The sequence below is a fragment of the Escherichia sp. UTM R2 genome (genome assembly GCF_048593455.1).
Lineage (GTDB): Bacteria > Pseudomonadota > Gammaproteobacteria > Enterobacterales > Enterobacteriaceae > Escherichia > Escherichia coli.
The window spans coordinates 3,574,462-3,601,118 of record NZ_JBFWDY010000002.1; the positions used below are offsets into that span (position 1 = coordinate 3,574,462).

General features: G+C 47.9%; 25 protein-coding genes, 1 tRNA gene and 3 pseudogenes. 8 read left to right on the plus strand and 21 right to left on the minus strand.

The genetic code is table 11. The features are described from left to right. Positions 1-58 precede the first annotated feature (58 nt). The gene (locus AB4H76_RS18215; RefSeq protein ID WP_226886279.1) at positions 59-340 is read right to left on the minus strand and encodes a hypothetical protein; all 282 of its coding nucleotides are present in this window, start codon (positions 338-340) and stop codon (positions 59-61) included. Between the two features lie 949 nt (positions 341-1,289). Here AB4H76_RS18215 and AB4H76_RS18220 point away from each other — a divergent pair. Further along, positions 1,290-1,559 carry a HigA family addiction module antitoxin gene (locus tag AB4H76_RS18220; protein WP_071606680.1) on the plus strand — a complete coding sequence of 90 codons (270 nt, stop codon included), beginning with the start codon at positions 1,290-1,292 and terminating at the stop codon, positions 1,557-1,559. Positions 1,560-1,642: 83 nt separating this feature from the next. Here AB4H76_RS18220 and AB4H76_RS18225 read toward each other — a convergent pair whose 3' ends face one another. The 6 genes from AB4H76_RS18225 to proB form a co-directional block, all read right to left on the minus strand. Beyond that, entirely contained in the window at positions 1,643-2,452 is an 810-nt protein-coding gene (locus AB4H76_RS18225) for a retron system putative HNH endonuclease (RefSeq protein ID WP_226867247.1), read from the minus strand. Further along, entirely contained in the window at positions 2,403-4,031 is a 1,629-nt protein-coding gene (gene ptuA / locus AB4H76_RS18230; RefSeq protein WP_024202047.1) for a retron Ec78 anti-phage system effector ATPase PtuA, read from the minus strand. The genes AB4H76_RS18225 and ptuA overlap by 50 nt, the downstream gene beginning before the upstream one ends. Next, positions 4,032-4,970 (minus strand): retron St85 family RNA-directed DNA polymerase, encoded by a 939-nt coding sequence (locus AB4H76_RS18235; protein WP_001403504.1) that lies wholly within the window; start codon positions 4,968-4,970, stop codon positions 4,032-4,034. Between the two features lie 451 nt (positions 4,971-5,421). Beyond that, positions 5,422-5,497 (minus strand) — tRNA-Thr (locus tag AB4H76_RS18240). 114 nt (positions 5,498-5,611) lie between these two features. Beyond that, positions 5,612-6,865, minus strand: coding sequence for a glutamate-5-semialdehyde dehydrogenase (gene proA / locus AB4H76_RS18245; protein ID WP_000893278.1), 1,254 nt, complete (start codon positions 6,863-6,865; stop codon positions 5,612-5,614). An 11-nt stretch (positions 6,866-6,876) separates the two neighbouring features. After that, positions 6,877-7,980, minus strand: coding sequence for a glutamate 5-kinase (proB, locus tag AB4H76_RS18250; RefSeq protein WP_001285288.1), 1,104 nt, complete (start codon positions 7,978-7,980; stop codon positions 6,877-6,879). A 287-nt stretch (positions 7,981-8,267) separates the two neighbouring features. On the opposite strand from proB, the gene phoE reads away from it, so the two are divergent. Beyond that, a complete protein-coding gene (phoE, locus tag AB4H76_RS18255; protein WP_053901249.1) occupies positions 8,268-9,323 on the plus strand; it encodes a phosphoporin PhoE in 1,056 nt (351 codons plus the stop codon). Positions 9,324-9,361: 38 nt separating this feature from the next. On the opposite strand, the gene crl is transcribed toward phoE, so the two are convergent. From crl to gpt, 3 genes are all read right to left on the minus strand, one after another. Then, entirely contained in the window at positions 9,362-9,763 is a 402-nt protein-coding gene (gene crl, locus AB4H76_RS18260) for a sigma factor-binding protein Crl (RefSeq protein WP_000174677.1), read from the minus strand. 57 nt (positions 9,764-9,820) lie between these two features. Beyond that, complete coding sequence (frsA, locus tag AB4H76_RS18265) at positions 9,821-11,065, minus strand: esterase FrsA (RefSeq protein ID WP_000189541.1); 1,245 nt, start codon at positions 11,063-11,065, stop codon at positions 9,821-9,823. Between the two features lie 91 nt (positions 11,066-11,156). Then, a complete protein-coding gene (gene gpt / locus AB4H76_RS18270) occupies positions 11,157-11,615 on the minus strand; it encodes a xanthine phosphoribosyltransferase (protein ID WP_001291990.1) in 459 nt (152 codons plus the stop codon). A 260-nt stretch (positions 11,616-11,875) separates the two neighbouring features. Here gpt and pepD point away from each other — a divergent pair, with 260 nt between their 5' ends. Then, entirely contained in the window at positions 11,876-13,333 is a 1,458-nt protein-coding gene (gene pepD, locus AB4H76_RS18275) for a cytosol nonspecific dipeptidase (protein WP_001293003.1), read from the plus strand. 56 nt (positions 13,334-13,389) lie between these two features. On the opposite strand, the pseudogene prfH reads toward pepD, so the two are convergent. The 7 genes and pseudogenes from prfH to lafU form a co-directional block, all read right to left on the minus strand. Then, positions 13,390-13,896, minus strand: a pseudogene (gene prfH / locus AB4H76_RS18280) (peptide chain release factor H); the annotation flags it as partial. 13 nt (positions 13,897-13,909) lie between these two features. Further along, positions 13,910-14,113, minus strand: a pseudogene (locus tag AB4H76_RS18285) (RtcB family protein); the annotation flags it as partial. Positions 14,114-14,358: 245 nt separating this feature from the next. Further along, on the minus strand, positions 14,359-14,811 hold the full coding sequence (locus AB4H76_RS18290) for a GNAT family N-acetyltransferase (RefSeq protein ID WP_001059847.1): 453 nt from the start codon (positions 14,809-14,811) through the stop codon (positions 14,359-14,361). 9 nt (positions 14,812-14,820) lie between these two features. Continuing rightward, positions 14,821-15,219, minus strand: a complete 399-nt coding sequence (gene yafO, locus AB4H76_RS18295; RefSeq protein ID WP_001263493.1) for a type II toxin-antitoxin system mRNA interferase toxin YafO — start codon at positions 15,217-15,219, stop codon at positions 14,821-14,823. A 2-nt stretch (positions 15,220-15,221) separates the two neighbouring features. Continuing rightward, on the minus strand, positions 15,222-15,515 hold the full coding sequence (yafN, locus tag AB4H76_RS18300; RefSeq protein ID WP_000554757.1) for a type I toxin-antitoxin system antitoxin YafN: 294 nt from the start codon (positions 15,513-15,515) through the stop codon (positions 15,222-15,224). Positions 15,516-15,566: 51 nt separating this feature from the next. Beyond that, entirely contained in the window at positions 15,567-16,622 is a 1,056-nt protein-coding gene (dinB, locus tag AB4H76_RS18305; RefSeq protein ID WP_085452615.1) for a DNA polymerase IV, read from the minus strand. Positions 16,623-16,692: 70 nt separating this feature from the next. Further along, positions 16,693-17,478 carry a putative lateral flagellar export/assembly protein LafU gene (lafU, locus tag AB4H76_RS18310; protein WP_000207564.1) on the minus strand — a complete coding sequence of 262 codons (786 nt, stop codon included), beginning with the start codon at positions 17,476-17,478 and terminating at the stop codon, positions 16,693-16,695. Here lafU and AB4H76_RS18315 point away from each other — a divergent pair. Then, positions 17,444-19,162: pseudogene (locus AB4H76_RS18315) on the plus strand (flagellar biosynthesis protein FlhA); the annotation flags it as partial. The gene lafU and the pseudogene AB4H76_RS18315 overlap by 35 nt on opposite strands. 215 nt (positions 19,163-19,377) lie before the next feature. Here AB4H76_RS18315 and rayT read toward each other — a convergent pair. Continuing rightward, positions 19,378-19,875: an REP-associated tyrosine transposase RayT gene (gene rayT, locus AB4H76_RS18320; protein WP_000006261.1), complete on the minus strand. Its 498-nt coding sequence runs from the start codon at positions 19,873-19,875 to the stop codon at positions 19,378-19,380. Positions 19,876-20,050: 175 nt separating this feature from the next. After that, positions 20,051-20,800: a C40 family peptidase gene (locus tag AB4H76_RS18325; RefSeq protein WP_001301253.1), complete on the minus strand. Its 750-nt coding sequence runs from the start codon at positions 20,798-20,800 to the stop codon at positions 20,051-20,053. Positions 20,801-21,009: 209 nt separating this feature from the next. Between AB4H76_RS18325 and dinJ the strand changes: the two genes are divergently transcribed. From dinJ to dpaA, 3 genes are all read left to right on the plus strand, one after another. After that, the gene (gene dinJ / locus AB4H76_RS18330) at positions 21,010-21,270 is read left to right on the plus strand and encodes a type II toxin-antitoxin system antitoxin DinJ (RefSeq protein WP_000729704.1); all 261 of its coding nucleotides are present in this window, start codon (positions 21,010-21,012) and stop codon (positions 21,268-21,270) included. Between the two features lie 2 nt (positions 21,271-21,272). After that, positions 21,273-21,551 carry a type II toxin-antitoxin system mRNA interferase toxin YafQ gene (yafQ, locus tag AB4H76_RS18335; protein WP_000615979.1) on the plus strand — a complete coding sequence of 93 codons (279 nt, stop codon included), beginning with the start codon at positions 21,273-21,275 and terminating at the stop codon, positions 21,549-21,551. A gap of 155 nt (positions 21,552-21,706) precedes the next feature. Beyond that, entirely contained in the window at positions 21,707-22,447 is a 741-nt protein-coding gene (gene dpaA, locus AB4H76_RS18340; protein ID WP_001225679.1) for a peptidoglycan meso-diaminopimelic acid protein amidase, read from the plus strand. Here the strand turns inward: dpaA and AB4H76_RS18345 are convergent. Both AB4H76_RS18345 and lpcA read right to left on the minus strand, forming a co-directional pair. Continuing rightward, entirely contained in the window at positions 22,418-23,185 is a 768-nt protein-coding gene (locus tag AB4H76_RS18345) for a class II glutamine amidotransferase (RefSeq protein ID WP_000333379.1), read from the minus strand. The genes dpaA and AB4H76_RS18345 overlap by 30 nt on opposite strands. A gap of 205 nt (positions 23,186-23,390) precedes the next feature. Beyond that, positions 23,391-23,969: a D-sedoheptulose 7-phosphate isomerase gene (gene lpcA, locus AB4H76_RS18350; RefSeq protein ID WP_000284050.1), complete on the minus strand. Its 579-nt coding sequence runs from the start codon at positions 23,967-23,969 to the stop codon at positions 23,391-23,393. Between the two features lie 239 nt (positions 23,970-24,208). Here lpcA and fadE point away from each other — a divergent pair, with 239 nt between their 5' ends. Beyond that, complete coding sequence (gene fadE / locus AB4H76_RS18355) at positions 24,209-26,653, plus strand: acyl-CoA dehydrogenase FadE (protein ID WP_000973083.1); 2,445 nt, start codon at positions 24,209-24,211, stop codon at positions 26,651-26,653. The last annotated feature ends 4 nt before the right edge of the window (positions 26,654-26,657 follow it).

Below are 26,657 nucleotides of genomic sequence, written 5' to 3' on the forward strand. Positions count from 1 at the left end.
TGTGTAACGCATGTGTTTTCTGAAAGGAAACTTTTTTAAATACCCTACTCGAAGATAGTTATTCTCTCGGTTTTATCTTCGGCGGCCTACCACGTTTCTTTTGAACTGTTTCCGTGCACTGCATTAAATCGCGAATTTCCACCGCTGGTTCAACAGAATTATCTATCCACTCTTTAACATCTTCTCGCCGCCACAAAAGGCGCTTATTGCCGGGAAGGCGGCATCTGGGAGGAAGGCATTTAGGATTCCGTGTGGCATCACTACGGATACTTTTAACTGTTTTCTTCAATGCAAAAGCTAACTCTTCAACGGTTATAAGTTCAGGCATAACTGGTTTCATAGCAGAACCTATCTCTCAGAAATTTTATCAGGGTTTTAGCCGCTAAATTTTTAGCCGCTAAAATTTGCAAATCAACGTTAAGAATTGAGAATACCGAAAAATTAACACCTGAAATATTTCTGTCAACACCTCAACATCCCAAGGAAATAAAAAACCACTAGGCCAGTTCTATTTTTGTTTGTTTTTTGCACAGCAATAAGGTTTTAATAAGTCTTTTAGTATTTTGGTTATATATATGGTTAAAGATCTGGTTAGAGCGCAATAAAACAATAGCTAATCTGTTGTTTTGTAATTGATTTTAAAAAAATGCCCTACCTCATATGTCAATAGTTTGCCCCTCATATGTCATGAAAGCGCCCCTTATATGTCATAAACAAACAATATTAAGCACAAGTTATAAACACACTTATTAACAGAATTTGTGGATAAATACACAGGATATGCTCAAGAAATAAAAGTTGTTTAGCTAAACAAAATAGCAATAAATAAAATGAAACAAATTGTAAAATAGAAATTATAGCTATAGTTGCGCATAAAGATTAGCTAACTTTTACGGACAAAAATAATGGTGAGAGCACCATCATTAGCAACGGATATATCGAAACCCAATAAGAAAAACTGTTCAGAAAAACTTTCCAGACTATTTGTATAGCTAAACAATTTTAATATATATAATGCATATATAGGTAAAAGATATTATTAGATAGAAAAACAGAAGTGTTTGTAGTGCTTAGGAACACTACTCACCATAGAAAGCAGACTTGAGATAGGGACATCAAACCCGACTGGTAAGGTCGGGCTTGTTTATTTGAAGCTCTGGACGTAGAGCAGATCCCATATTAGACTAAAATTCTATATTGAATCATCATATAAATGCAAATTGGAACATTGTTGTGAAGCTATTGTTGGTGATAAGATTAGTATGTACCCTTTTAAAAAGGTGGTTTATGTGAAGACGAAAAGTGCTGCACCTACAACCGTAGGAGAAATGCTGTCATTAGAATTTTTAAAGCCATTAGGAATGTCAGCTTATGAATTATCTAATAAAATGGATATTTCTTATGAAAGGATGGTTGATATACTGAAAAATGAATCTTCAATAACAAAAAAAGAATGTTTATCTCTTTCAGAGATATTTAATACCGATGCTTATTTTTGGTGGAATCTACATAAAAATCATAATAATTGGATGCGCTCTAAATTCATTCCTTTACGATAATATAAATAATGCGCAGGATATTTAACTTATTATCATTTAGGATAATAACGAGTAGAATCTGCGCATGTAAGATTTTCCCTTTATTAATATCTTATCGTTCCGTTCAGTAACCCTTGGCAGATTCTATCATCACGAATTATTATATCTCGTGTCGTTTGGAAAAATTTAGGCTCACCTTGATTCCATTGTAATAATAGATTATGGAGCTTTCTCAAGTTTCTTTCACGTGCGCAATTATTAAAGTGAAACAGCAGTTTTCTTCTGGCATTATTTAGCCTGCTGCAGTTTAAATTTAGAACTTCTATTGTTTTAGTTACAATACTTAGTGTTTCTGCAGCAGGTTTACCATCTATGCTAATAGTATTACAGTATGATTCATTAGGTAGCAACTTACCTGTAACTTTCTCGAAAGTAAAAAAATTGTGTGCATCCGGAAGCGTTAAAGGTAACAGGATTTTGCCTGTCCAGTCTTTATCATTGATTTTATTTTTGTCTTCATAATGTGACTTATATGAATCACAACTTAGATTAGCTGGTAATTCGAAATCATCACCTGTATTTGTACCTCCTAGGCATACAGCTAAGAGATTAGACCACTCTAAATGCCAGTTACTTCCACCAGGGAGCGAACCAGATTTAGATTTGAAATGCTCTACTTTTATTTCATGTTCATTTTCTCGATCTAAATCTATCTCACAATACGCACAAAGGTACATTTGATCATTGCAAATGTGTTGCTTTAACCTCTTATATAAAATACCTTGTTCATGATTCCTAAATTCATCCCAAGTCCCATTTGGATTTTGAGCTTTAAAATTAATTAAGAATTGATCTTCAGCAGTTTTATTGATCCTTTTCAAAATCATCCTCCCAAATTCTTTTTTCAATTTCAAGCTTTAACTCAACTAAGGTTTCATCATCCGGTCCGAAATGTTGGGATAAAGTAGCACCTAGCTTTCTTGCATCTTCACTAGCATATTTTTCTGAAAATACTAAATTTTTATATTCCTGTAAGAGCTTTGTGTACTTATCCTCTGGCGGCCTTTGAGCAACTTCGAACAAGTTCTCCAGTACCCAAGAAGATATTGCTCCTCTAACTCCTTTCGGTGCTTTAAACTTTTGGCCATTCTTTAACAACCATATATTCTGACTATCAATAGTATGACAAACTTGTGGACTATGAGTCGTGACTATAAATTGAATATTCTTAAACGTTTTCTCAAGACGAGGAATAATATTTTGCTGCCATGATGGATGTAAATGGAGGTCTATTTCATCGATTAATACAATTCCAGTACCGTCCAAAGGGTTAACACTATTAGGGTTTAACAATGTCAATCTACGAGCAATATCTGCAATTAATGCTAAAATGGTTTTTTCACCTTGAGATAATTGCAGAACACTTAAGGAAACATTATTCTTATCCACTATCAGATCAAGAGGCGCCCTTTGAAGTTTAAGGTTGCTAAAACCAGGAAGGAAAGAATACATTGCATCTTCAACAGTGTGTAATGTTTTACTATTGACTGAATAATAGCTATTTAATTTCTCTTTTAAAACTTTCAGAGAGTTTTGATGATCTTCTAACAATTTTTTAGTAGTCTCAGAATTTTTATTTTCTGCCAGAAGAGCTTTTAGCAATGGATTGTCTAAGTCTTTTTCTTTAGCACGAATCTCTGCTCTTAATGCTGTTATATCAGCGTTGTCAGAGTTTTCGATTTCTATTAGTTCTTTAAACCATCTGAAGAATAATTTGAAATCAGCCTTTCCTGTCAGGCTCTTATTATATGCTTTGAATTTATCCCAGATTTGAGCTTCTTTAATTTCTTCTGAATTCTCAATATCTCTAGTAGAAACGTCATTAGCCCTTTCAACTGTATACATTGCAATTAAAGGAAATGAAACATTTGGATTGATTGAATGGGCTGTTTTGAAAATGCTTCCTAACTCATTAATACCGCTATAGTTACTTTTTGCTCTATCCTCATAACCAGGTTCAGTTGTAGCTATGATCATAGGAAAACGTATTCCCATATAGTCGTAATTTATAGCGATCGATGCATAGTTTTGTCCTTTTCTTAACTCATGTTTTTCGATACCATCGCCATTATGCGAGCGAGTAGATAATCTCGAGGATAGATGTGTTAACCCCTTCTGGATTGCATCGAGAATCGTCGACTTCCCACAGCCATTATTTCCTACTAAAATTGTAGAGTTTTTTTTCATGGAAAAATCCATTATTAGGGACTCAAACCCTTTGTAGTTTTCCAAATGAATATCAGCAACTCTCAGTTGACCACCTTCTAACTGTTTAGCTGATAATTCTTTGAAGTAATCAGACATTTTTTCATCTGGCTCAACTCCGTACTCTTTCGAGCCAAATACTTTATAAAGCTGATACGAAGAAGCAAAATCGCCGCTTTCCGATTTTTTAATTAATTTAGTTATTCTACTCGGTAAGTTCTGTTCCATTTATCCTCCTTCAGAGTATTTCTTGATAGACTTAATGGTTGATTCTCCATATTTTTTCTCAAGTCTTTCAATAAAAGCTGGCTCAATATTATAAGCAAAACCGATCAAGCCTCTAAGATGATTAATATCTACATTCGAAAGTTTGCCTTCTTTAAATTTAAATACTAAAGAAGTAATATATCTTTTCCTTTCTCTTCCTAGTGATAATTTATTATTATTAGTTAACGTCACTCCTGTGACATGGCGATTATGTGCTTTAGAAGAATATACGATCTTGTTATTATTAATAATAATCCGCGTGCCAAAAAAACGAATTAATGTTGTTTTTACTTTTTGATGAGCTAACCCTAAAACATCTCTTTCATTTGTTGAAAAAGTTAAGTCGTCAGCATATCTTGAGTAAGATATTTTATTTTCCTTGCAAAAAGAACTTATCTCTTCATCGAAGCTGCTCATAACAATATTCGATATAAAAGGAGAGCTTGGTGCTCCTACACTTAAAACTAACGCACCATTTTTTCTTTTTGTTCTATTCCAAAAACAAAATTGTTTTAATAAATTTTTGTTGGTATCTGAAATATCTACTTTTTGTCTAGCTAATGCCTTAAATAAAAGTTCCGGTGTTATTTTATTAAAAAAATTGACCAAATCTAGCTTTAATAAATAAACTGAGCTTTGATGTATCTTGGCGTTATCTAATATATTCTTCCCATCAACATACGCTGTGGCTGCATCGTGGATATGAGTATGCTGTTTGAGTATTTCAATTATATCCCTTTGTATTGCTTTTACTCGTGGCGTAGGTTGAGCTATGATACGATAGCCAATTGTACGCTTTGGAATTTTGTATACTTTGTAGTGTGTCGCTGGTCTTGATTTTAAAAGTACGTCAAAATCGGGGTAAGCTTTTTGAAGTGTCGTTTCAATGTCGATGCTCATTACCAGCTTGTTCCGTTTACCAGTCAATAACTAGTACCAAGAGATGAACAAGGAGCTTTAAGTTCCCTGTCCATCCCTAGGTCCAGGCTCTTTACTTGAAGCCGCGGAACAAACTTTTTGATCCGCAACCTACTGGATTGCGGCTCAAAAAGTTTGTTCCGCAACTGTAAATGTAATCAATAAATTAGAGTTTGGCGCAACGCCCAACTAGATTTGACCAATCAGGTGGTAAATCCATAATACGCTAAAGAGCATTGTCATCTTACGCCTTCCCCCACAAAATTTCAAATATGAGACGCAATTGAACTCATGTAGGCTTTCGCTTTGTAGTGCTAAATTAAACAATTATTGTTGCCACAATCTTGCCACACCTACAACGCGCAAAATTGCACATTAGTGTTGAACAAAGCAAAACACTGCAATAGTAACTCAATGATTTTACGAGAAAAGATGGTGCCGATAATAGGAGTCGAACCTACGACCTTCGCATTACGAATGCGCTGCTCTACCAACTGAGCTATATCGGCCCTGAAAGGACATGTTCACGAACGTGAATCACGGTGGACAAGGTTAAAACTAACCGGGCGATGCGTCAATGGCCTTGTGAATCAAATGGCTACTTTTGCATCACCCGGTTTTATTTACGCACGAATGGTGTAATCACCAATGCCGATCCACTTGTAAGTGGTCAGTGCTTCCAGCCCCATTGGGCCACGTGCGTGCAGTTTTTGTGTGCTTACCGCCACTTCCGCACCCAGTCCAAACTGGCCGCCGTCGGTAAAACGCGTAGAGGCGTTAACGTAAACAGCGGACGAATCCACTTCGTTAACAAAACGCTGGGCGTTGCGCATATCGCGGGTCAGGATCGCATCGGAGTGTTGTGTGCCGTGTTCACGAATATGGGCGATGGCATCGTCAAGATCGCTGACGATTTTGACGTTCAAATCTAATGACAGAAACTCATCGTCATACTCTTCGGCTTTAACAGCAACCACCTTCGCAGGGCCTGCCTGCAACTGCGCCAGTGCAGCTGCATCTGCGTGTAATGTCACGCCGCTTTCCGCCATTTGTTTGCTTAATGCGGGCAGGAAGCTATCGGCGATGTTTTTATTCACCAGCAACGTTTCAACCGTATTACATGTGCTCGGACGCTGAGTTTTCGCGTTGACGATCACTTTTAATGCTTCAGCGATCTCTACACTTTCATCAACGTAAATATGGCATACGCCTATACCACCTGTGATCACCGGGATTGTCGACTGTTCACGGCACAGTTTATGCAAACCAGCGCCACCACGCGGGATCAGCATGTCGATGTATTTATCCATACGCAGCATTTCACTGACCAGCGCACGGTCAGGATTATCAATCGCCTGCACGGCACCCGCCGGTAAGCCGCAGGATTTCAGGGCGTCCTGAATCACCGCCACCGTTGCAGCGTTAGTGCGACACGTTTCTTTGCCACCGCGCAGGATCACCGCATTACCGGTTTTCAGGCACAGCGAAGCGACATCAACCGTCACGTTCGGGCGCGCTTCATAAATCACGCCAATAACCCCCAGCGGTACGCGACGACGCTCAAGACGCAGGCCGCTGTCCAGTACGCCGCCATCGATTACCTGCCCCACCGGATCGGCGAGGTTGCACACCTGACGTACATCGTCGGCAATGCCTTTCAGCCGTGCGGGCGTCAGTGCCAGACGGTCAAGCATCGCTTCGCTAAGGCCATTGGCTCGCGCGTCAGCAACATCCTGGGCGTTAGCGTTGAGGATGATTTCGCTTTGTGCTTCCAGTTCATCGGCGATTTTTTCCAGCACGCGATTTTTTTCGCGGCTGGAGAGTTGCGCTAATTTATACGAGGCTTGCTTCGCGGCAATGCCCATTTGTTCCAGCATCAGCCTGCTCCTTAACGGGTAATCATGTCATCACGGTGAACGGCAACCGGGCCGTATTCATATCCCAGTATTGCATCAATTTCTTGCGAGTGGTGCCCGGCAATACGGCGTAATGCATCGCTGTTGTAACGACTGACGCCGTGGGCGATATCGCGACCTTCGAGGTTGCAAATGCGGATGACTTCACCACGCGAGAAATTGCCAGTCACGCTTTTAATGCCTTTCGGCAACAGGGAGCTGCCGCGTTCAAGAATGGCGGCAGTTGCCCCTTCATCTACCGTGATTTCACCCGCCGGCGGCGCACCGAAAATCCAGCGTTTACGGTTTTCAAGCGGAGTCGCCTGGGCATGGAACAGCGTACCGACGGAAATGCCTTCCATCACATCACCAATAACGCCCGGCTTGCTGCCCGCGGCAATAATGGTGTCGATACCCGCACGGCAAGCCACGTCAGCGGCCTGCAATTTGGTACTCATGCCGCCAGTTCCGAGGCCTGAAACGCTGTCACCGGCAATCGCGCGCAGTGCGTCATCAATGCCGTAAACATCTTTAATCAGTTCTGCCTGCGGATTGCTGCGCGGGTCAGCGGTATACAAACCTTTTTGATCGGTCAGCAGCAACAGTTTATCGGCACCCGCAAGAATCGCCGCCAGCGCAGAAAGGTTATCGTTATCGCCGACCTTAATCTCTGCCGTAGCGACAGCATCGTTCTCATTGATTACCGGAACGATATTGTTATCGAGCAACGCTCGCAGGGTGTCGCGGGCGTTCAGGAAGCGTTCACGGTCTTCCATATCAGCACGGGTTAGCAGCATTTGCCCGACGTGAATGCCATAAATCGAAAACAGCTGTTCCCACAGTTGAATCAGTCGACTCTGCCCTACCGCCGCCAGCAGTTGTTTCGAGGCGATGGTCGCTGGCAGTTCCGGGTAACCCAGGTGCTCACGTCCGGCGGCGATCGCGCCCGACGTCACAATAACAATCCGATGCCCGGCGGCATGTAACTGCGCGCACTGGCGAACAAGTTCAACGATATGGGCACGGTTCAGACGGCGCGATCCGCCTGTTAGCACACTGGTGCCGAGTTTTACCACCAGCGTCTGGCTGTCACTCATGATTCTCTGCCATTCAATTTTAGGAAAAATGATATCAAACGAACGTTTTAGCAGGACTGTCGTCGGTTGCCAACCATCTGCGAGCAAAGCATGGCGTTTTGTTGCGCGGGATCAGCAAGCCTAGCGGCAGTTGTTTACGCTTTTATTACAGATTTAATAAATTACCACATTTTAAGAATATTATTAATCTGTAATATATCTTTAACAATCTCAGGTTAAAAACTTTCCTGTTTTCAACGGGACTCTCCCGCTGAATATTCGCGCGTTAATTAAAATCAGGAATGAAAATGAAAAAGAGCACTCTGGCATTAGTGGTGATGGGCATTGTGGCATCTGCATCTGTACAGGCTGCAGAAATATATAATAAAGACGGTAATAAACTGGATGTCTATGGCAAAGTTAAAGCCATGCATTATATGAGTGATAACGCCAGTAAAGATGGCGACCAGAGTTATATCCGTTTTGGTTTTAAAGGCGAAACACAAATTAACGATCAACTGACTGGTTATGGTCGTTGGGAAGCAGAGTTTGCCGGTAATAAAGCAGAGAGTGATACTGCACAGCAAAAAACGCGTCTCGCTTTTGCCGGGTTGAAATATAAAGATTTGGGTTCTTTCGATTATGGTCGTAACCTGGGCGCGTTGTATGACGTGGAAGCCTGGACCGATATGTTCCCGGAATTTGGTGGCGATTCCTCGGCGCAGACCGACAACTTTATGACCAAACGCGCCAGCGGTCTGGCGACGTATCGGAACACCGACTTCTTCGGCGTTATCGATGGCCTGAACTTAACCCTGCAATATCAAGGGAAAAACGAAAACCGCGACGTTAAAAAGCAAAACGGCGATGGCTTCGGCATGTCATTGACATATGACTTTGGCGGCAGCGATTTCGCCATTAGTGGGGCCTATACCAACTCAGATCGCACCAACGAGCAGAACCTGCAAAGCCGTGGCACAGGCAAGCGTGCAGAAGCATGGGCAACAGGTCTGAAATACGATGCCAATAATATTTATCTGGCAACTTTCTATTCTGAAACACGCAAAATGACGCCAATAACTGGCGGCTTTGCCAATAAGACACAGAACTTTGAAGCGGTCGCTCAATACCAGTTTGACTTTGGTCTGCGTCCATCGCTGGGTTATGTCTTATCGAAAGGGAAAGATATTGAAGGTATCGGTGATGAAGATCTGGTCAATTATATCGACGTCGGTGCTACGTATTATTTCAACAAAAATATGTCAGCCTTTGTTGATTATAAAATCAACCAACTGGATAGCGATAACAAATTGAATATTAATAATGATGATATTGTCGCGGTTGGCATGACCTATCAGTTTTAATGGATATTGCCGGATGTGATACATCCGGCACATTTCACTCACGCCGTTAACTTCACCGGTTCATCACGAAAATCATCCGCCGGTTCCAGCTTCAGATTCAGCGTCGTCAGCAGTTCACGCAGCTTCTCGTGAAACTCACGTAGGGTGTGCTCCAGTCGTTCAACCACTTCAGTGTCTTTTACCGGAACACTCTTCCAGTCGCCTGCTTTATCGAACAGACCAAACTGGTAACTGTAGGTAAAACGGGATTCCTGCGCTTCAAGCTCCATCCACCAGCCCCAGAACTCACGCACTTCCGGTGCCGGTTTCACGTTGACGCATACAGCCAGACAATCGAAAAAGAATCGATTATCTTCGCACTTACCTTCACGAATATACGGGCCTAGTGCGGTAAATTTTTTGATCAATCTGCTCTTCGGGTGTCCACTCGGTAACGTCATTGCTATCTCCTGTTGTGATGCAACTGTTTTACCAAATTGGCAAAATTTAGCAAATTTTTAACACAAACGTTTTTCGATCCAGTCTGTGATTTCCTGAAGACCTTTGTCAAAATTCCGATACACCGGGTTAAATGGGATCTCTAATAATTTACCGTCAGCAGATGATGAGGTGATTAAGCGTGAGTCCTCTTCCGGGCTGAACGGATCGTTCTTCCAGTAGCCTGATAACATTGGCGTTGGGCAGCGACGTCCCAGCAATCCTTGCACTTTTAATGAATAGCGATTCAGCTCCACGCGCAACGCTTCATCGGAAGCATCATGCATCCCCAAACGACTGGCCAGAACGTCAAGATACATTTCCGGCACCTGTTGCTGGCACTTAAAATCACTCAACAGGGTATGAACTACCGGACCAAGACAGGCAACCGCTTTCAGACGCGGCGATTCAAGATATGCCAGACGCACGGCAACGTTAGCGCCGAAACGGAAACCAAAGGCCGCGACGCGAGTGTGATCCACCCACGGTACGTTAGGCAGCGCCTTTAAGACGTGCTGATGCAACAGGCTGGAGTCCTGGGTGAGCTTCCATTTTGAAGAAAAGCCCACCGATGGCATATCAATAGTCAGCATCGCAATGCCGCGCGGCGCAAAATAACGTTCATACAGGCTGTAATAGTCCGTCTGCATCGCATCCAGACCACCACACATTAATACTGTCGGGAACGGGCCATCGCCTTTCGGCATATGCAAAAAGCCGGTGATGGGCGCACCGCCGGGTACGGTAAACTCCATCTGCCGCATCGTGCCCGGCAGACGCTGGGCGGCCTCTTCATAGGCGCGGTTTGATAAAGCCTGCGCTTGCTCGGCCAGGTCATCTCCTTTCAGATGAGGATAGGCGGCAATGTTGTACAACGTAGCCGCATGCAGCCAGTGTCGACCACTGAGTTGCGGATCTTCTTCCGCACAGGCTTTTTGTTGCCACACCATCGCCTGGGTGGCCCACTCATAAATCCAGTTGCCACCACGGTAGCCAATCACAGTATCGTATAAATCATCGTCGGTACGTTCAGCATCGCTCATCACAATACGTGCCTGGACGTCGAGGATTTCACGTGGGTCAATACCGCGCCAGATCCACATCAGACGGTTAATCATGCGATACCAGTGAGGGATGGTTTTACCATCAAGAGCCGACTGCACAGGCGGTTGTGCGCCGTGATTAAAGCGGCGGACTAGCGTCGAGGTTTCAGGATGTTTAAAGCGGGGTTTGAACAGGGTTTCGCTCAGGTTTGCCTGTGTCATGGATGCAGCCTCCAGAATACTTACTGGAAACTATTGTAACCTGCCTGAAGTTAAAAAGAACAACGCCCGGCAGTGCCAGGCGTTGAAAAGATTAGCGACCGGAGATTGGCGGGACGAATACGACGCCCATATCCCACGGCTGTTCGATCCAGGTATCTTGCGGGATATCAACAACATAGTCATCAACCAGCGGACGACCAGCCGGTTTTGCGAAGATGGTGACAAAGTGCGCTTTTGGATACATTTCACGAATCGCAACCGCAGTACCACCGGTATCCACCAGGTCATCAATAACGATGAAGCCTTCGCCATCGCCTTCTGCGCGTTTCAGCACTTTAAGCTCGCGCTGGTTGTCGTGATCGTAGCTGGAAATACAAACGGTATCGACATGACGAATACCCAGTTCACGCGCCAGTAACGCACCCGGTACCAGACCGCCACGGCTTACGGCAATAATGCCTTTCCATTGTTCAGAAGGCATCAGTCGGCTTGCGAGTTTACGTGCATGGATCTGCAACATGTCCCAGGTGACGATGTATTTTTCGCTCATGTGAAGTGTCCCAGCCTGTTTATCTACGGCTTAAAAAGTGTTCGAGGGGAAAATAGGTTGCGCGAGATTATAGAGATCTGGCGCACTAAAAACCAGTATTTCACATGAGTCCGCGTCTTTTTACGCACTGCCTCTCCCTGACGCGGGATAAAGTGGTATTCTCAAACATATCTCGCAAGCCTGTCTTGTGTTGACAACATTTTCTGCTAACCCTGTGACCTGCAATACTGTTTTGCGGGTGATCGACAAGGAGACTTAACGTGTCTGAACTGTCTCAATTATCTCCACAGCCGCTGTGGGATATTTTTGCCAAAATCTGTTCTATTCCTCACCCGTCCTATCATGAAGAGCAACTCGCTGAATACATTGTTGGTTGGGCAAAAGAGAAAGGTTTCCATGTCGAACGCGATCAGGTAGGTAATATCCTGATTCGTAAACCTGCCACCGCAGGTATGGAAAATCGTAAACCGGTCGTCTTGCAGGCCCACCTCGATATGGTGCCGCAGAAAAATAACGACACCGTGCATGACTTCACGAAAGATCCTATCCAGCCTTATATTGATGGCGAATGGGTTAAAGCGCGCGGCACCACGCTGGGTGCAGATAACGGCATTGGTATGGCGTCTGCGCTGGCGGTTCTGGCTGACGAAAACGTGGTTCACGGCCCGCTGGAAGTGCTGCTGACCATGACCGAAGAAGCCGGTATGGACGGTGCGTTCGGCTTACAGAGCAACTGGTTGCAGGCTGATATTCTGATTAACACCGACTCCGAAGAAGAAGGTGAAATCTACATGGGTTGCGCGGGGGGTATCGACTTCACCTCCAACCTGCATTTGGATCGTGAAGCGGTTCCAGCTGGCTTTGAAACCTTCAAGTTAACCTTAAAAGGTCTAAAAGGCGGTCACTCCGGCGGTGAAATCCACGTTGGCCTGGGTAATGCCAACAAACTGCTGGTGCGCTTCCTGGCGGGTCATGCGGAAGAGCTGGACCTGCGCCTTATCGATTTCAACGGTGGCACACTGCGTAACGCCATCCCGCGTGAAGCCTTTGCGACCATTGCTGTCGCAGCTGATAAAGTCGACGCCCTGAAATCTCTGGTGAATACCTATCAGGACATCCTGAAAAACGAGCTGGCAGAGAAAGAGAAGAATCTGGCCTTGTTGCTGGACTCTGTAGCGAACGATAAAGCTGCTCTGATTGCGAAATCTCGCGATACCTTTATTCGTCTGCTGAACGCCACCCCGAACGGTGTGATCCGCAATTCCGACGTGGCAAAAGGTGTGGTCGAAACCTCCCTGAACGTCGGTGTGGTGACCATGACTGACAATAACGTAGAAATTCACTGCCTGATCCGTTCACTGATCGACAGCGGTAAAGACTACGTGGTGAGCATGCTGGATTCGCTGGGTAAACTGGCTGGCGCGAAAACCGAAGCGAAAGGCGCATATCCTGGCTGGCAGCCGGACGCTAATTCTCCGGTGATGCATCTGGTACGTGAAACCTATCAGCGCCTGTTCAACAAGACGCCGAACATCCAGATTATCCACGCGGGCCTGGAATGTGGTCTGTTTAAAAAACCGTATCCGGAAATGGACATGGTTTCTATCGGGCCAACTATCACCGGTCCACACTCTCCGGATGAGCAAGTTCACATCAAAAGCGTAGGTCATTACTGGACACTGCTGACTGAACTGCTGAAAGAAATTCCGGCGAAGTAATTATTTGATTTGCTGCCGGATGGCGTTTAATCACCTTCCGGCAGTTTCATCCTTCATTATCCTTCGATAAAAGCCATCCCTGTAAATGTCCGTCGCGGGTTGCCACGTTCAATCTGGTGATGGAACATTCGCCGCTGCGATTTCAGCGCCGCGCTATTTTCCTGTTGCTGCTGCTCCAGCTTCCAGGCAATCAGCAATCGCGCCAGCCGTTTGTTAGCATGCTGGCTGCGCTCTGACTGAACCTTCACGCTAATACCGGATGCCAGATGCGTGGCGCGTACCGCCGAGTCGGTTTTATTGACATGTTGACCGCCCGGCCCCGACGAACGCAGCGTCTCATAACGGATTGCATCCGATTGTTCCTTCTCATCAGCGGTAAAACGCCCAATGCCCAGAAACCAGTTTTTGCGCCCATGATGAGGCCGATACGGACTCGGACAAATCCACTGAATAGTGCCACACCAGCTTTCGCTTAATGCCCATGCGTTATCGCCATCCAGAGAAACCAGCGCCGAACGCAGCGTGTCAGAGTAGCGGCCCGTTTCTGTTTCCAGCACCGTTACAGCGACGTCTTGTCGGGTAAAAACGACCAACAGAGAAGAACGCTGCGCCAATCGGGTAGCCGCGTCCGGGGTGTAAATCTGGCATCCCCACTACGCGCTGCATGTTGGGTAAATTTGCCGTGGTGTGTAATTGTTGGATCGCTAAACTCTCGATCCACAGGTCATCAGATGCGATGGTAAATACCGCATCGGATAAGGGACGAATATATTTGCCCATGTACCATTCCATTTATACTCGTCATACTTCAAGTTGCATGTACTGCGACTCGAATTATTTAGAGTATATAAATATAAAAATCAGGAAATGGCAGACGAATCCAGGGCAAGAAAAAAAGAATTAATCCTGGAAAGGTCTGCAAAGAGTCATTGATAAAGGATTTGTCATGATTTACCTCCTTGCAGTTTGTGGAATAAGAAAACGCGCACATACCAGGCGGGCGTTATTTTCATTGCAAGCTGGATTTAATATTGCGGTTTATATCGCATATAAAAATTAGTAAACCACGTTCCCCGGCATTCAACGCGCTGCTGCTTAACTGTCTGAAAACCATAACGTTCAAAAAAGGGTTTTGCGGTTATGCTGGCGTCCACCGTAAGTTCGGATTCAGACTTAATCAAAGGTTTTAACAAAGCGCAGGCAACCCCGCGGCGGGTGTATTCAGGGTCAACAAATAACATATCGATATAACGTTCAACGCAGGTAATAAAACCAACCGGTTGTGCATTAATGACGGCAACCCGCACTTGTGATTTCGCGAGTTTCTCCTTCCAGCGAGATTCGTCAATCTGCGCCCAGGCGGCAATTTGTTGTGGTGAATAATGCTGACTGGAGATCATCGTAACCGCTCTAATGAAAATAGCGCATAGTTGCTGAAAATCGCCAGGCTGATAGTCTCTTATTTGTATGTTATTCATAATATAAATTCAAAAACGCATGCGAAACGCTTCTGCCATTTTCCCAATTTTATGCATTTGGTTGTTATCTCGAGCCTGTTTATGAGGTTCAGGTTTCAGAATGGCAATGAGCAACCATGCTTGCTCATCAAACGCACCCTGACAATATACCAAATGCGCTTCGTCATTCGTTCTGCTGAATTGGCGCAACTGTGGCGGAAATGGATTATTCACATTTGCCAGATGAATATGAGCAACTCGCTCAAATTTGATTAATGGCCAGGTAAACGAGTCGTCGTAGAGTGCATCGCGACCAAATATATCTGGCAAAACACCGTCACGCTTATAGGAAATAAAATCCGCCGTTAACGCATCAAGTTCCTCTGCTGTAAGTTGCAGGCGAATAAGTTTTGTTTTGAATACCCGCATCCTTATTCCTTAAAGTCATTGAAATCATCATCCGTCATATCATTAAGATATTTTTCAGCTCGGCGTGTAATTTCCTCTAATCTTGCAGCACTTGGACGGAAGCGCGCCTTTATGGGCTTTTTCTCCTCTTGTTCAGCAAGCATGTCCATTAACGCTTCGAATGCGCTGGCACTTAAGAGATATCCTGCGGGGCGATTATTAGAAAGAACCGCAACCGGTTGATCAATAAAGTATTTAGCTGGGTTTTTACGTAACTCAGTAATATTGACCGATTTTTCAGCGAGAATTCGATGCATGCAGTGATCCCCTCATAATAATGCACACCAGAATAGACATAATAGTATACATCATAATCCCAGCACCAGTTGTTTTTCCATTTGCGGATCAAGCAACGTCACATGCAGCCCCACCAGTCGCACACCGCGCCCGCCGCGGCGTTCATCCCAGGTTTTACGCGCGGTGGCGATTAAGTCAGCTTTATTCAGCCGCGGCCAGACGTGCTCCTGAGTGGTTTGCTGAAAATCATCAAACTTTAATTTCACCCCCTGGCGAGCAATCAGTAAATCAGGTTTCACCTTTGCCAGACGGCGTTCAAGTTCCGGATACAGCCGCTCGATAATCGCTTCACATTCAGACCAGTGGTGGATATCTTCCGCCATCGTGCGTTCCACGCCGACGGATTTTCGCAACCGTTCGCTGTTAACGTCGCGCTCGTCAATCCCCTGACTACGCTCCCACAAAATGCGGCCAAATTTGCCAAAGCGTTTAAGCAGCATCACCAGATCACACTTTTGTACATCACCGCAGGTTCGTAGCCCCATCGCTTCCAGTTTTGCCGCCGAGACTTTGCCGACGCCGGGGATTTTTGCCAGTGGTAAGGTTTGTAAAAATGCCGGAACTTCTGCCGGCGTAATCACAAACTGGCCGTTGGGTTTATTCATGTCGGAGGCGATTTTGGCGAGAAACTTTACGGGTGCCACGCCCGCAGACGCCGTCAGTTGCAGCTCGTTGAAAATCGTCTGGCGGATTTCCTGGGCGATGAGGGTCGCAGAACCGTGGCAATGGACGCTATCGGTGACGTCGAGATAAGCCTCATCCAGTGACAACGGTTCAATACGCGAGGTGTAGCGCGAGAAGATTTCGCGGATATGATTTGAGGCTTCTTTGTAGGCGTCAAAGCGCCCCGGAAGCAAGGTGAGATGCGGGCATAATTTGAGCGCCATCCCTGTCGGCATAGCGCTACGTACGCCAAATTTACGCGCGGGATAATTGGCGGTACTGATCACCCCCCGACGTTCGCGGCTGCCGCCAATAGCAATAGGGATATCGCGCAGGGCGGGATTGTCGCGCATCTCCACCGCTGCGAAAAAGCAGTCCATATCCACATGAATGATTTTACGCATTGCTCACCTCTCAACACTGGTAAAGTATACAGTGATTTCAGAGTTTGAGAAATGCGTAAAGATTCAGCATTTAACGCGTTCGCTGCGAAAGCACCTGCTGCTTATCCAGCTTTTGCACCAGCGGCTGCACCACTTTATCCCCATGCTGACCAAAGTATTGATACAGCGTATCGGACGCACTTTTGGTCAGCACCATAATCTCAATGCGCCGGTTGCCCGCGCTTTGCGGATTTTTGGAATCCAGCAGCATCTGGTCCGCCATTGCGCTTACCTGCATCACTTTATCTTCCGGCATTCCGGCCTCTTCCAGCACCCGACGAGCCGAAAGCGCGCGGTCACCCGAAAGGTTCCAGTTGTCGTAGATATTGTTTTTGTAAGCCATCGCATCGGTATGCCCGGTAATAATAATTTTGTTATCGAGCGAGTCGAACACTGGCGCGAGCTCCACCAGCAGCGTTTTAAAGAACGGCATAATCTGCGCGCTGCCGCGTTCGAACATATTGCGATTCTGGTCGTCTTTAATCAGCACGCGTAATCCCTGGGGAACAATCTCCATCTCCAGATTCGCTTCCATATGCGCATCACGGGCAATGGTGGTGATACTGGTTGCCAGCTCGCCAAGCTCGGTGGCGGATTTCTTCTTCAGCAGCGCCGTTTTCTCATTGACGTCGCGCGCTTTTTTCTCCGTCTCTTCCGGCACCGCCACGGTGGCAGGTTTTGGCGGATGAGACGGGCTGATTTTATTTAACGGCGACAGCCCGCCACCATTGAAAATCGACTGCCCGTGCAGCGCGGCGATAATGCTTTCACGCTCGGATTTACTGACGCTGTTGACAATCAACTTTATCGTCGTCACCAAAGGGGCCGAGCGTATTTCCGAGGTTTCTGCCCGCTTTACCCTGGACGCGATGCCCGGCAAGCAGATGGCGATTGATGCCGATCTTAATGCCGGATTGATTAACCAGGCGCAGGCGCAAACCCGGCGTAAAGATGTTGCCAGCGAGGCCGATTTCTACGGCGCGATGGACGGGGCGTCGAAGTTTGTGCGCGGGGACGCCATCGCCGGGATGATGATTCTGGCGATCAACCTGATCGGCGGCGTCTGTATCGGGATCTTCAAATACAACCTGAGCGCCGATGCTGCCTTCCAGCAGTATGTGCTGATGACCATCGGCGACGGCCTGGTGGCGCAGATCCCTTCCCTGCTGCTCTCCACGGCGGCGGCGATTATCGTCACCCGCGTCAGCGACAACGGCGATATCGCCCATGACGTGCGCCACCAGCTGCTGGCAAGCCCGTCGGTGCTCTACACCGCTACCGGGATTATGTTTGTGCTGGCGGTGGTGCCGGGAATGCCGCATCTGCCGTTTTTGCTGTTCAGCGCCCTGCTTGGCTTTACCGGCTGGCGGATGAGCAAACGCCCGCAGGCGGCGGAAGCGGAAGAGAAAAGTCTCGAAACGCTGACCCGCACCATCACCGAAACCAGCGAGCAACAGGTCAGTTGGGAAACCATTCCGCTGATCGAGCCCATCAGCTTAAGCCTCGGCTACAAGCTGGTGGCGCTGGTGGACAAAGCCCAGGGCAACCCGCTCACCCAGCGTATTCGCGGCGTGCGACAGGTGATTTCTGACGGCAACGGCGTGCTGCTGCCGGAGATCCGCATTCGGGAAAACTTCCGCCTTAAGCCCAGCCAGTACGCTATTTTCATCAACGGCATTAAGGCTGATGAAGCGGATATTCCGGCGGATAAACTGATGGCCCTGCCCTCCAGCGAAACCTACGGCGAGATTGACGGCGTGCTGGGGAACGACCCGGCGTATGGGATGCCGGTCACCTGGATCCAGCCTGCGCAGAAGGCGAAGGCGCTGAATATGGGGTATCAGGTGATCGACAGCGCCAGCGTGATTGCTACCCATGTGAACAAGATTGTGCGCAGCTATATTCCTGATTTGTTTAACTATGATGATATTACGCAGTTGCATAACCGTTTGGCGTCGATGGCACCGCGCCTGGCGGAAGATTTAAGCGCGGCGCTCAATTACAGCCAGTTGCTGAAAGTGTACCGGGCGCTGCTGACCGAAGGCGTTTCCCTGCGCGATATCGTCACCATCGCCACCGTGCTGGTCGCCAGTAGCGCGGTGACCAAAGATCATATTCTGCTGGCAGCTGATGTGCGCCTGGCGCTGCGGCGCAGCATTACCCATCCGTTCGTTCGCAAGCAGGAGCTGACGGTGTATACGCTGAATAATGAACTGGAAAATCTGCTGACCAATGTGGTGAATCAGGCGCAACAGGGCGGGAAAGTGATGCTTGACAGCGTGCCAGTGGACCCGAATATGCTCAACCAGTTCCAGAGCACGATGCCACAGGTGAAAGAGCAGATGAAAGCGGCGGGGAAAGACCCGGTGCTGCTGGTGCCACCGCAGCTGCGCCCTTTGCTGGCGCGTTATGCAAGGTTGTTTGCGCCGGGGCTGCATGTGCTGTCGTATAACGAAGTGCCGGATGAGCTGGAGTTGAAGATTATGGGGGCGTTGATGTAGGCATGATAAGACGCGTCAGCGTCGCATCAGGCATCGGTGCATAACCGCCGGATGCGGCGTGAACGCCTTATCCGGCCTACCGTTCAGGCGCAGGTTTGTAGGCATGATAAGATGTGCCAGCGTCGCATCAGGCATCCGCGCACAATTGCCGGATGCGGCACAAGTTTGTAGGCACGATAAGACGCGCCAGCGTCGCATCAGGCATCTGCGCATAATTATAAAATGATACGCTCGCCAGCATTTATATCCGTTACGTCCCCCGCCCAATCGATGGGATATAACCCTCGCTCGACATCGCGATGGAACGTTGAGAATGGCCAATCACTCACTTGCTTTACCCAACCATGCTTTACTGGATTTATATAAATATAATCAACATGATGCCTATAATCTTTGGTATTGCGGATGGTGTGCTCCCAAAAACGTGGTTGCCAGATATTTTTCAATCCACAAGCATGGGTAAATTGCTTTTTAATTTCCCGCCAGCGAGAGGAAAAATCATCATCGCCTTCAGGTAATGTCCATATGCAATGCATATGCTCTGGCAAAACGACCCAGGCGTTGATTTCAAAAGGCCTGTCTCGCTTAACTTTAATAATGGCGTTACGGAGCATCTGGTACTGGGTGGTCAAGAGTTGGCTTCGACGATTGCGTAAATTCACCGTGAAAAACCAGGTTCCCCCCTTGATGTAATAACGACGATATTCAGACATGGCGACTCCTTTTTCTCAACGGTAAGAAGAAAAGGAAAGGTCGGCAATGAGGTGATGGAATAACAGGAAAGCGGCTCGCAAAAACGCACAGATTTGTAGGCATGATAAGACGCGTCAGCGTCGCATCAGGCATCTGCGCACCACCGCCGGATGCGGCGTAAACGCCTTATCCGTCCTACAAAATCGTCTCTTCCGTCAATATCCGCCGCGCGCCCAAAAAATGATCCTGCCAGAAAGGTTCAGCTAACCGACTTACCCGAATGGTTTCCCCGGTGCGCGGTGACTCAATAAACTGACCGTCGCCCAGATACACCCCCATATGGTCGGCAATCTCGCGGCTGTGGATATGGAAAAACAGCAAATCTCCCCGGCGCAGGTCGTTGTTCGCCACAATCGTTGCCCGGCGATAGTGATACATCTCATTGGCCGTACGTGGGAGCTTCGCCTCGAGGATCTTGTTGTAGGCATAAAAAACTAACCCGCTACAGTCGAAGCCTTGATCGGGCCGCGTGCCGCCCCAGACGTAAGGCTTGCCAAGTTGCTGTTCCAGGCGGTGAATCGCCACTTCGGTGATGTTATGCAGATGGTCGCTGCTTAAGAAATGATTATTCTCCACCAGCGCCTGCCAGCGTCTGTCACTCGCCTTGAGCGGTGCAGGAAACCATTCTGGATGCTGTTTTATCTGTTCGCGGTTGTGCTGGCGTAGCGCCCTTCTGCTTTCGGCATTGCCTTCCACAATATAGCTGGCCTGTTTTTTCAGATGGGTTTGGTACTGTTTTAATAAACGCGCACGGTTTTGCATCCGCTGGCGGGCGGCGTAGCTGAAAGAGATATGTGATGTGGTGGCGCTGGCAAATGAAGAAAACGGCAAGCAAAGCAACAGTAATCCCGACAACACAAAAGAGGGAATCGACGGCAAGGACATTCTCAATAATGGCTGGTCATGCATTGATGTTGCAGTGTATCCCGGCCCGTACCAGAACAAACTTAATAAACCATTATTATAAAATTAATAAATATATTTCAGTTAATTATGTAAAAACATCCGTTTATTAAATTACTCATGGATTGTCGCTGTTGCTCATTTGAGCTACAATTCAAGCTGAATAAATATACAGCACAGGAGATACCCCAATGGCTGCTAACGCGTTTGTTCGCGCCCGAATCGATGAAGATCTGAAGAATCAGGCGGCGGACGTACTGGCCGGGATGGGGCTGACCATCTCTGACCTGGTTCGCATAACCCTCACAAAAGTCGCGCGTGAAAAGGCATTGCCGTTTGATTTACGCGAGCCTAATCAATTAACCATTCAATCAATTAAAAACAGCGAAGCTGGCGTTGATGTTCATAAGGCCAAAGACGCCGATGATTTATTTGATAAATTAGGAATTTAAATATGATTCAAAGGGATATTGAATACTCGGGACAATTTTCAAAGGATGTAAAACTTGCACAAAAGCGTCATAAGGATATGAATAAATTGAAATATCTTATGACGCTTCTTATCAATAATACTTTACCGCTTCCAGCTGTTTATAAAGACCACCCGCTGCAAGGTTCATGGAAAGGTTATCGCGATGCTCATGTCGAACCGGACTGGATCCTGATTTACAAACTTACCGATAAACTTTTACGATTTGAGAGAACTGGAACTCACGCGGCGCTATTTGGGTAAAGCCCGCTTCCGATGAAATTTGTAAACCCTGCGCCGACAGGCTTGCGTAAAACTCTTTTGGTGATAATGTGAGCCTTCCAAATCCAGACTATTCCGATTTGGGATCCATTTTGCCGTCCTGGCGTGTGTAACCGTTTTATCAAGGAATAAGCAGTATGCGTAAAATCGCATTAATTCTTGCGATGTTGTTGATCCCGTGCGTTTCGTTTGCCGGTTTGCTGGGCAGCAGTAGCTCGACCACGCCAGTGAGCAAAGAGTATAAGCAGCAGTTGATGGGATCCCCTGTCTACATCCAGATCTTCAAGGAAGAACGTACGCTCGATCTCTACGTCAAAATGGGCGAGCAATATCAACTGCTCGACAGCTATAAAATCTGTAAATATTCCGGCGGCTTAGGGCCAAAACAGCGTCAGGGCGATTTCAAAAGCCCGGAAGGGTTTTATAGCGTCCAGCGTAATCAGTTAAAACCAGACAGCCGTTACTACAAAGCGATTAATATTGGATTCCCCAATGCCTATGACCGTGCGCATGGTTATGAAGGGAAATACCTGATGATCCACGGCGATTGTGTTTCCATCGGCTGCTACGCGATGACCAATCAGGGTATTGACGAGATCTTCCAGTTCGTTACTGGTGCGCTGGTGTTTGGTCAGCCGAGCGTGCAGGTGAGTATTTACCCATTCCGCATGACCGACGCCAATATGAAGCGCCATAAATATTCCAACTTTAAGGACTTCTGGGAGCAGCTGAAGCCGGGCTACGACTACTTTGAGCAAACCCGTAAGCCACCGACCGTTTCTGTGGTCAATGGCCGTTACGTGGTCAGCAAGCCGTTAAGCCACGAAGTGGTGCAGCCACAACTGGCATCAAACTACACGCTCCCCGAGGCAAAATAAGCGCCATTCGCCTGGCATAATTTTTTGCCAGGTTTCATTGCCCGTCAGCGGCTGTGTCGCAATCACCGTGACCACATCATTCGGTGTGGTCTGCGAGCTGAAGTCGATTTCCACATCCTGATCCAGCAACGTTGCCACGCCAAACGGCGCGCGGCGGGTGATCCAGTGTAAATTAGTCGAGCAATACGCCATTACATAGCGACCGTCCGAAAGCAGCATGTTGAAAACGCCCTTCGCCCGCAGTTCATCCGCCAGTGAGGCGATATATTTAAACACTGCCGCCATGTTGCCCGGCGTGCGCGGGTAACGCTGCGTTAATTTATGCAGGAGCCAGCAAAAGGCTTTTTCGCTGTCGGTTTCACCGACCGGGCGGAAGTTGCCGGTTTCCAGTGATTTGTAGCCCGTCAGTTGCCCGTTATGGGCATAAGTCCAGTTACGCCCCCATAACTCGCGGGTAAACGGGTGAGTATTTTCCAGCGCCACCTCGCCCCGATTAGCCTGGCGAATATGAGCCACCACCGAACAGGATTTTATCGGGTAGTCCTGGACAAGTTTGGCGATGGGGGAATTAAAGCTGGGTTGTGGATCTTTAAATGTGCGACAGCCTTTACCTTCGTAAAAGGTAATGCCCCAGCCATCTTTATGTGGCCCGGTTCCACCACCACGCTGTACAAGCCCGGTGAAACTAAAGCAGATATCGGTAGGGACGTTGGCGCTCATCCCGAGCAATTCGCACATGGGTAACCTCCACAACAGCGGGAGCGCATGGCCCCCGGCGAAGATTGATTTAAGAATTTTCAGGTCGGATGCGGCGTGAACGCATTATTCGGCCTACGGTTCGCGTACAGATTTGTAGGCATGATAAGACGCGTCAGCGTCGCATCAGGCATCAGCGCACAAATGCCGGATGCGGCGTAAACGTCTTATCCGGCCTACGCCAGACTTACTTAACCATCTCTTTTTCAATCAACTGGATCAGGATATGGATCACTTTAATGTGAATCTCCTGAATGCGGTCGGCATAACCAAAGTGCGGTACGCGAATTTCGATATCCGCCGTGCCAGCCATTTTGCCGCCGTCTTTACCGGTCAGGGTGATCACTTTCATCCCCTTCTCACGCGCCGCTGCGATCGCTTTGATCACGTTTGCAGAGTTACCGGAGGTGGAGATCCCCAGCAGTACATCGCCTTCGCGACCTACCGCTTCAACGTAGCGGGAGAAAATATCATTGAAACCGAAATCATTACCGACGCAGGAAATATGACTAACGTCAGAAATAGCAATCGCCGGGTAGCCCGGACGGTTTTCACGGTAGCGACCGGTCAACTCTTCGGCAAAGTGCATAGCGTCGCAATGGGAACCGCCGTTGCCGCAGGAAAGCACTTTGCCACCGGCTTTAAAGCTGTCTGCTAACAGGACCGCCGCGCGCTGAATGGCGTGAATATTGGCGTCATCTTTTAAAAAGTTAGCCAGCGTTTCCGCCGCTTCGTTCAGTTCGTTACGAATAAGATCCTGGTACATGAGGATATCCTTCAGCATAAATGTAATAGACAAAATGCAGTGTACCGGATACCGCCAAAAGCGAGAAGTACGGGCAGGTGCTATGACCAGAACTTTTTGACCTGAAGTGCGGATAAAAACAGCAACAATGTGAGCTTTGTTGTAATTATATTGTAAACACATTGCTAAATGTTTTTACATCCACTACAACCATATCATCACAAGTGGTCAGACCTCCTACAAGTAAGGGGCTTTTCGTTATGATGATTTTGAGTATTCTCGCTACGGTTGTCCTGCTCGGCGCGTTGTTCTATCACCGCGTGAGCTTATTTATCAGCAGTCTGATTTTGCTCGCCTGGACAGCCGCCCTCGGCGTTGCTGGTCTGTGGTCGGCGTGGGTACTGGTGCCTCTGGCCATTATCCTCGTGCCATTTAACTTTGCGCCTATGCGTAAGTCGATGATTTCCGCGCCGGTATTTCGCGGTTTCCGTAAGGTGATGCCGCCGATGTCGCGCACTGAGAAAGAAGCGATTGATGCGGGCACCACCTGGTGGGAGGGCGACTTGTTCCAGGGCAAGCCGGACTGGAAAAAGCTGCATAACTATCCGCAGCCGCGCCTGACCGCCGAAGAGCAAGCGTTTCTCGACGGCCCGGTAGAAGAAGCCTGCCGGATGGCGAATGATTTCCAGATCACCCATGAGCTGGCGGATCTGCCGCCGGAGTTGTGGGCGTACCTTAAAGAGCATCGTTTCTTCGCGATGATCATCAAAAAAGAGTACGGCGGGCTGGAGTTCTCGGCTTATGCCCAGTCTCGCGTGCTGCAAAAACTCTCCGGCGTGAGCGGGATCCTGGCGATTACCGTCGGCGTGCCAAACTCATTAGGCCCGGGCGAACTGTTGCAACATTACGGCACTGACGAGCAGAAAGATCACTATCTGCCGCGTCTGGCGCGTGGTCAGGAGATCCCCTGCTTTGCACTGACCAGCCCGGAAGCGGGTTCCGATGCGGGCGCGATTCCGGACACCGGGATTGTCTGCATGGGCGAATGGCAGGGCCAGCAGGTGCTGGGGATGCGTCTGACCTGGAACAAACGCTACATTACGCTGGCACCGATTGCGACCGTGCTTGGGCTGGCGTTTAAACTCTCCGACCCGGAAAAATTACTCGGCGGTGCAGAAGATTTAGGCATTACCTGTGCGCTGATCCCAACCACCACGCCGGGCGTGGAAATTGGTCGTCGCCACTTCCCGCTGAACGTACCGTTCCAGAACGGACCGACGCGCGGTAAAGATGTCTTCGTGCCGATCGATTACATCATCGGCGGGCCGAAAATGGCCGGGCAAGGCTGGCGGATGCTGGTGGAGTGCCTCTCGGTAGGCCGCGGCATCACCCTGCCTTCCAACTCAACCGGCGGCGTGAAATCGGTAGCGCTGGCAACCGGCGCGTATGCTCACATTCGCCGTCAGTTCAAAATCTCTATTGGTAAGATGGAAGGGATTGAAGAGCCGCTGGCGCGTATTGCCGGTAATGCCTACGTGATGGATGCTGCGGCATCGCTGATTACCTACGGCATTATGCTCGGCGAAAAACCTGCCGTGCTGTCGGCTATCGTTAAGTATCACTGTACCCACCGCGGGCAGCAGTCGATTATTGATGCGATGGATATTACCGGCGGTAAAGGCATTATGCTCGGGCAAAGCAACTTCCTGGCGCGTGCTTACCAGGGCGCACCGATTGCCATCACCGTTGAAGGGGCTAACATTCTGACCCGCAGCATGATGATCTTCGGACAAGGAGCGATTCGTTGCCATCCGTACGTGCTGGAAGAGATGGAAGCGGCGAAGAACAATGACGTCAACGCGTTCGATAAACTGTTGTTCAAACATATCGGTCACGTCGGTAGCAACAAAGTTCGCAGCTTCTGGCTGGGCCTGACGCGCGGTTTAACCAGCAGCACGCCAACCGGCGATGCCACTAAACGCTACTATCAGCACCTGAACCGCCTGAGCGCCAACCTCGCCCTGCTTTCTGATGTCTCGATGGCAGTGCTGGGCGGCAGCCTGAAACGTCGCGAGCGCATCTCGGCCCGTCTGGGGGATATTTTAAGCCAGCTCTACCTCGCCTCTGCCGTGCTGAAGCGTTATGACGACGAAGGCCGTAATGAAGCCGACCTGCCGCTGGTGCACTGGGGCGTACAAGATGCGCTGTATCAGGCTGAACAGGCGATGGATGATTTACTGCAAAACTTCCCGAACCGCGTGGTTGCCGGGCTGCTGAATGTGGTGATCTTCCCGACCGGACGTCATTATCTGGCACCTTCTGACAAGCTGGATCATAAAGTGGCGAAGATTTTACAAGTGCCGAACGCCACCCGTTCCCGCATTGGTCGCGGTCAGTACCTGACGCCGAGCGAGCATAATCCGGTTGGCTTGCTGGAAGAGGCGCTGGTGGATGTGATTGCCGCCGACCCAATTCATCAGCGGATCTGTAAAGAGCTGGGTAAAAACCTGCCGTTTACCCGTCTGGATGAACTGGCGCACAACGCGCTGGTGAAGGGGCTGATTGATAAAGATGAAGCCGCTATTCTGGTGAAAGCTGAAGAAAGCCGTCTGCGCAGTATTAACGTTGATGACTTTGATCCGGAAGAGCTGGCGACGAAGCCGGTAAAGTTGCCGGAGAAAGTGCGGAAAGTTGAAGCCGCGTAAATGA